Origin of the sequence: Rhodovulum sp. YNF3179 (genome assembly GCF_050586465.1) — a bacterium.
Classification (GTDB): Bacteria; Pseudomonadota; Alphaproteobacteria; order Rhodobacterales; family Rhodobacteraceae; genus CAJXYS01.
The window spans coordinates 1-6,758 of record NZ_JBOCEG010000012.1; the positions used below are offsets into that span (position 1 = coordinate 1).

Below are 6,758 nucleotides of genomic sequence, written 5' to 3' on the forward strand. Positions count from 1 at the left end.
AAGTCTTAAAATGCGAAATTATTTCTAAATTTTAAAACATTATAAAATTTAAAATAAAGTCACTTATTTTTTTTTCGAAATCAAACACTTACCAAATCCAACGCAAGAGCTAAGAAAAATGACTGACCAAGAAATCACAAAGCAAGAAATGACCCAAAATCTTGATGCTCCATGGGCGATCGGAAAAGAAAATTATAGTATATTTACGATGCACCTCAGTAATAAAGTAAAAAATATTTTTGAGGCAGGAAGTGGATATAGTACCATAAATCTAGCCGCCGACTTTCCGAATTGTCAAATAACTTCACTTGAGGAAAGTCTCGAGTACACAAACAAGAATAGAAATTTACTCACAAAAAGCGAAGTAAAAAACGCAAATATTTATTACTGTCCGATTTCAGTGCAATTATTAAACGGCGTTTGGGCAAGGACTTACAAAGTACCAGACGAATTAAAACGAACCGAAATAGATGCCCTTTTAATTGATGGACCAACCGAGAGGCGATACCCTGGGGCACGCGAGGCGGTCCTTTATTTTTTATTTCCTCAATGTAAGGTAGGCGCAATAATTGCATTAGATGATTTCCACCGTCAAACAGCAAAATTAGCGGTTAAGCGGTGGCAAACCCGCCATAAGGATGAGCTGAAGCAAGTCTTCTCTTCAAATACTTTAGTGATTTTTGAGAAGGTCGCAAGCAAGGGCAAAAGTGGAATATATCCACACTTAATCCTTGTCACACTGCCGAAGCAATTAAAAAATCTACTAAGAAAATTTTTGAGCTTAATGAAATGAATTCCAATCATTCAAACCCAGTTATTTCAGTAGTCTTGCCAACGTACAATAGGCAAAGACTCCTAAACCGCGCAATAAAAAGCGTTTTAGCACAGAGCCTTGAAGACATTGAGTGCATAGTCGTTGATGATGCCTCCACTGATGAAACGAAGCAGATGGTGCTATCTCTGGCAAATGAAGACAGCCGAATAAGATATTTTCGACATCCGACAAATCAACATGTTTCGAGAGCTCGAAACACGGGGATCGATGCTTCATTTGGGAAATACATATCATTTTTAGATGATGATGATGAATTTCTTCCAAATAAGTTAGAGAAGCAAATACAGCTTTTAGAAAAAGAAAAAAATCTTGGACTAGTCTATTGCTGGTTCGATGTGATGCGTGGCGCCAAAAAGATCGGTCAGCGGCACTCACGCCTTCAGGGCAATATTTTCGATAAATTACTTGTGAGCCAACCCCTTGGAAATGCTTCAACAATAGTTGTCCCTAAGAAGGTCGCTAAAAATTTCAAATTTGATGAGGAGCTACGACGTGGGAATGATGGAGATTTTATACGTAGGGTTGCAAGGCACTATCCTGTTGGAGTGGTCGAAGAGGTTCTTGTGCATTACCACGTTGATCATGGCGGATCTCCAAGGATTACGGGATCTAACGTCGAAGATATTGAGTTAGCAATAGTCGGCAATTTAACTAAGTTAAGAAAGTTCCGCTCTTTTTTGGATACTTCCCCCAAAATTGAAGCAATGATTCATCTTAACATTGCAAAGCTTTACCGCAAAATTGGCAGGGAGAAGGAAGCGAGTGAATACTTCACATTGGCGAAACGCTTACACCCTTTTGGTTTACTTCCGCGGATCCGATATCGAGTAGCAGGAGTTAAGGATAATTTTAAAAAATACGTCCCGTGAGCATGACGTGAGTGTTCCGGTGAAGATTAATAACAGAGCCGTGGAAGATGTGTCCTAATTCCTAATTGTTAATTCTTGACAGTCCTGCCTACGTGACGCTTTTTGCGGGATGGTGCAGGTGGTTTGGATCAAGATGCATTAATTTCGCTTGCCCCGCGGGATTCAAGGCTTCGAAAACGGAGCGGTGACATAAACAATGTTTTATGGCTGAACGATGCGCAGACGGCGCGTCTCGCCCCCTTTTTCTGACGTTCCACGGAAAGCCGCGGGTTGATGACAAGCGTGTTCCGAGCGGAATAATTTTAACCAATCGCAATGGCTTGCGTTGGCGTGAAGCTCCGGCCGGCTATGGCCCGCACGAGAAGTTCTACGGCTGATGGAGGGGCTAGATTGAGAAGGGTATCTTCGCTCGGAAGATGATGGGTCTGGCCGCCGAGCACGGCGAAGAGAAGACTGTGATGATCGACGTGACCTATTTCAAGGCCCATCGAACAGCGGCCAGTCTGGCCGCGAAAAAGGAAGGCGTGGATGCCTGATCGGTCGAACCAAAGGCGGCATGAACACGAAAATTCACGCCATCCGTGACGGCCAGGGGCGCTCGCTTGATCTGTTCGTCACCTCTGGAGAAGGCAGTGATTGCATCGGCGCATGGGCTTTGCTCAGCAGCCTCCCAGAAGTCGACTGGCTGCTCGGCGACCGTGGCTACGATGCCGATTGGTTCCTGGAAGCGCTACAAGACAAAGGCATACGTGCCTGCGCCCGCGGGCCAAAGCAACGCAACACGCCGGTCAAATACGACAAGCGCGGATACAAGCGCGGCAACCGCATCGAGGTTATGTTTGGCAGGCTCAGGGAGTGGCGTCGCGTCACAACGTGTTCTGACCGCTGTCCAATCGTCCTCCTATCAGTAATCGCACTCGCCGTAACCATCATCTACTGGCTATGAATCCCGACCCTAGGCACCGTACAGGCATCAACATTTTCTCATAATGTTTTTGCACTTGTTAACACACCCCTAAAACGAAAGGATAAATTGGGGCGCAGGTAATTTAAGATCTCTTTTTCAGGTCGACTTTTTTAAGAAAATTGCAGCTAGAAATCTTTCAAACCATGTTTTGGTATCACGTAATAGCCATTTATATTATTCTCTACTGCATAAACCTTACTCGGCATTTCGCGGGGGTTAGGCACAGCAAAACTTGGCGCCCAACCTTTAAAGGCCCTTGATTTAAGGCAATAAAAATAAGTCGCATTTTCGAAATTTTGGAATAGAGCAAAATCGTGCGCCAAAAAGTGCAACCCTTTTTTTAAAATAAGCATTAAGTATAGATATTAAAATATATCAAATGCGCCGAAAAACCCAGTACTGGCCGGAATAAGGTGAAACAAAAATGGCAAAAGAAACCATATCAAAAAATCTCAAGAAAAAAATCAAAAAGCATCCTAAAATATTTAACTTCATTCTTTCTCTACATTTTTCCCTAACCAAAGGAAAAGTTCGAATAGCTTATCATAAAACAACTCGAGGGCACGTGGTACGTGGCGCAATCATTCGCAGCTTTTTAGGAAAGAAGGGTCCACATATTTTGCAAATTGGAGGGGGCTATCACCTTGTAAAAGAGGAAGGTTGGATAAATGGAGACATCATTGCCGGAGATATTTTTCTTAATGCTACAAAAAAATTGCCATTCGAAAACGAAAGCCTTGACGCGGTTTTTGCTGAACAATTTTTAGAACATATATCCCTCGAATCCGCTGCATTTCTTTTAAAAGAAATTCACCGCTGCCTTAAACCAAACGGAACTATCCGATTCGCAACCCCGGATTTAGAAGGATTGATTTCGATTTATCAGGGCAATAATCCTATAATTGATGAAAATTCTGTAATTGAGCGGCACATGCGGCTTCATAGAGGGTCCGATCAAGTTGGAATCCAAACAGTTGCGCGTGTATTAAATGATAATTTTCGCCTTTGGGGGCATCAATTCATTTATGATCGAAATACAATCAAAGAACTGGTTAAACTAACAGGCTACGAAAATCTACAGTGGCGGAGTTTTGGTGATTCATCTGTCCCAACTCTAAATAACCGCGAGCGTCATGCGGACGTAGAATGGATGAAATCCGCTTACCAGATTATATTTGAAGCAAATAAGAGATAAAAAGTATCTCTTTTTCAAGCAGAAACACAGAGAAAATTAAAAATTAAGATTTTGGCAGAATAAGAAAAGCAAGCGATTTCAAAAAAATTCGATGATAAAGCTCGATAAAGAAACGGCAAAAAGCATATTTTATCACGCTGGCCCGCGTATTCTCGCTACGCTTGTTAACCTTTTACTTATACCTATTGTACTAGCTTCGTTTGAAGTTGCCGATTACGGTATCTATGCACTATATTTGTCGGTTGCGCTCGCATCAATGATATTTACCTTCCCAAGGATTTCTTTCGAATCAAAGGTGGATCTTGCGCGCGGAGACGACGAAGCGTTTCTGGCCTGTCTTAGCGACCGCTTTTTGCTTTCTCTGCCAATTCTGATATTGCCAGTGCCCGTTGTTTTATTAGGCGAAGGTCTCACCGCAGAACTTAATATTTTACTCTTCGCCGCTGTGTTTTATGGAACCCTTTTCCCAAACATTTTGTTTCAGGCCGTTAGCAGCTATTTTATCGCAAAAGAAGAGTTCCTGTGGAGTTCAGCTTTAGAGTTATTCCGCGCGCTTATTGCCGGTGGATTTTCAGCACTCGCTGCGCATAAAACAAATGATTTGGAAGTATATGCGCTAGTTAAAGGCGCTTTGGATTTTTCAATTATTTTCTTCGCATTTCTGATTTTAAGCTTTAAAAGAAATTTAATATCACCGTTTCGGCGGAAAACATACAGAAAATCGGTACGAAATTTTGGAATTAAAATGGTCGTTTCAGATGCGACCTCAACCTTGCGTTTGCAAAGTACATTGTGGATTGTCGCTTTTTTTGTTGGTGCTGAAGGAGTTGCAGTTATCCAAGTTGCATTTTCGAGTATGTACCGCCGTGTAGCAAACCATGTATTGACGCTTGTCAACGTTTTCTACGCTAAGGTTGCCCGGGGTTTGCCAAGCGGACAAAAAATAGATTCACCAAAGAGTGTTTTTTTGATGCTAGGGATCGGCTCTATTTTGGCGTTCTTTACGATTGGGCTTGCTTTTAATTATGTAAAATGGCTGCTGCCAGAAGCCTTTTCCCAGGTACTTCCCCTTTTTACAATAATTGTAGCGGCACTTCCGTTTGCCTTGGCATCGAAACTCGTTATGCTTAAGTTTCTTGTAAATCTAGCCTCGGCCAAAATTACGCTGGTGGTCATATCTAGCGCGCTCGTTCAAATTATTTTCTGTATAATTTTGGTCAACAGCATTGGTTTGATAGGAGCTTGTATTGCAATTGTGATTGGAAGTGTTTTCGAACTGGCTGTGACAATTTCGGCTTCTAAGTGGCAAGATGTGGAAAACTGATTAAAAGCCGAGTTTTCTTTAAAGATTGTTTTACCGGGTAGCTGGCAATATCACGAAGTTAGAAATGTATGGCAATGTTTTTTTCTTTCATGTAAGGTTGGATTGGAGGGACTGTGCGCCTACCCTGTTCTTCGTTTGCGCCACGAATGACTTCCGGTTTCAGAAAACGGATGATCGGAGATTATCGGATCCAACTGATGTTGCTATGATGAGTTTACGGTCGGCTTGGCGGAAGGGAGTGTGCTCCGGATGGCTGTCAGCGATAGGGTTTAGTACGTCTGGAGTGGTGACACAAAGCTATAAATTTGGTAGATTTTTGGAATTCTCGGTTCGAAAGAGATACTTTTGTCGCGGAGCAGTCAAGATGTCTGATAATAAATGAAAATAAAGAAAGAAAACTCTTTCTTAGTCGGAATTGGGGGTGGCGCCACTATTATTTTGGTAGTCCCATTAATTGCTAACGCAGCCGGCATTAATGCGGCCTTCTATTATCCTGTTCTTAGCGCATTTTTATTATTCTTCTTTGTTTCGCTTTCCTTTGCCCGTATTCATCTATCTGCTTTGAAACTGGCGCTTCTAGCGTATATATCTACCTGGGGAATGGTGGGTGTTGTATATTCGGGCGTTGAATCACTTTCACGAACCGTTTTGCTACTATGCTCGTTTAGCCCTCTTTTATTTATAAAATCCGAGAAAATTCATTCATTTCTTGATAAAAAGAAACTTGAAAGGCTTTATGATAATGTAATTATTGTCATCTGTGCCTTCAGTATTTACCAATGGGTCGCGAATGGTACCGGACTTCCCTTCTCATCCGATTTTTTTGAGCAAAGGGGACGTGGTGACGGCTGGGCAAGGCAGGTGTCTAGCGTTTTTTCCGAGCCGGCGTTTCTATCGATTTTTTTGTTATCTTTTAGTTATTACAATCTTTTTTGCCGAAGCTCTCAGAGATTTTTAATTGATATTTTGATTTTTGCTGCGGCTTTTTTGTCAAAATCTTTAGGCGCTTTGGTTTTTGTTCTTTTGATATACTCGTTGCGTTTGCTCTCATATAAACGTGGTGGTTCTGGTCTCAGAATGCTTTTAGTCATTGCGGTTTTTATGTTTTTTGTGATAGTTAATGCTGACACAATTTTTTATGTTTTCTCGAGATTGGAAAACGAAGTTTTCTCGAATTTCCACTTAATCGGAGGAAAAATAAACATATTCGAAACGGGCTCAGGGGCAATCCGTTTGATCAATGAAATTAACGTCAGTATTTACACAATCGAAAAGGCGCCAGCTTTTGGGTTTGGCCCTGGTTACACTGAGAAAGATCTGGAACGAAATGTAGCGCTGAACGCTATCGTCGAAATTTTGGTCCGGTACGGTTTTGTGGGTCTGTTTCTGTTTGCAGGAGTATTGATCCAAGAAAAGATTAAATATCCAGCACGATCGAATATTGTATTTTGTATCTTTGTTGTATGTGTATGCTTTGTCGATGGAGCGATTGCGAAGCCATATATTTGGATCAATTTATCTTTGATACTAGCTGTCGAGCGATCAACTTATTTGTTTGAGCGAATGTC

General features: G+C 41.7%; 5 protein-coding genes and 1 pseudogene. All 6 read left to right on the plus strand.

Annotated features, from left to right (window positions below):
- Nucleotides 1-118: 118 nt before the first annotated feature.
- Nucleotides 119-793 (plus strand): hypothetical protein, encoded by a 675-nt coding sequence (locus ACQ5SP_RS16450; protein ID WP_430939496.1) that lies wholly within the window; start codon nucleotides 119-121, stop codon nucleotides 791-793.
- Complete coding sequence (locus ACQ5SP_RS16455; RefSeq protein WP_430939497.1) at nucleotides 790-1,704, plus strand: glycosyltransferase family 2 protein; 915 nt, start codon at nucleotides 790-792, stop codon at nucleotides 1,702-1,704. The genes ACQ5SP_RS16450 and ACQ5SP_RS16455 overlap by 4 nt, the downstream gene beginning before the upstream one ends.
- A gap of 189 nt (nucleotides 1,705-1,893) precedes the next feature.
- Nucleotides 1,894-2,650 (plus strand): annotated as a pseudogene (locus ACQ5SP_RS16460) (IS5 family transposase).
- A 445-nt stretch (nucleotides 2,651-3,095) separates the two neighbouring features.
- The gene (locus ACQ5SP_RS16465) at nucleotides 3,096-3,866 is read left to right on the plus strand and encodes a class I SAM-dependent methyltransferase (RefSeq protein ID WP_430939498.1); all 771 of its coding nucleotides are present in this window, start codon (nucleotides 3,096-3,098) and stop codon (nucleotides 3,864-3,866) included.
- Nucleotides 3,867-3,957: 91 nt separating this feature from the next.
- Nucleotides 3,958-5,190, plus strand: coding sequence for a lipopolysaccharide biosynthesis protein (locus ACQ5SP_RS16470; RefSeq protein WP_430939499.1), 1,233 nt, complete (start codon nucleotides 3,958-3,960; stop codon nucleotides 5,188-5,190).
- A 378-nt stretch (nucleotides 5,191-5,568) separates the two neighbouring features.
- Nucleotides 5,569-6,758 (plus strand): hypothetical protein (locus ACQ5SP_RS16475; RefSeq protein WP_430939500.1); only part of this gene is annotated, 1,190 nt, incomplete at its 3' end.

What these genes read in the sequence shown, in the direction of transcription:
- ACQ5SP_RS16465 (WP_430939498.1), top strand. Translation starts at nt 3,096, where the DNA reads ATGGCAAAAGAAACCATATCAAAAAATCTCAAGAAAAAAATCAAAAAG.
- ACQ5SP_RS16470 (WP_430939499.1), top strand. Translation starts at nt 3,958, where the DNA reads ATGATAAAGCTCGATAAAGAAACGGCAAAAAGCATATTTTATCACGCT.
- ACQ5SP_RS16455 (WP_430939497.1), top strand. Translation starts at nt 790, where the DNA reads ATGAATTCCAATCATTCAAACCCAGTTATTTCAGTAGTCTTGCCAACG.
- ACQ5SP_RS16450 (WP_430939496.1), top strand. Translation starts at nt 119, where the DNA reads ATGACTGACCAAGAAATCACAAAGCAAGAAATGACCCAAAATCTTGAT.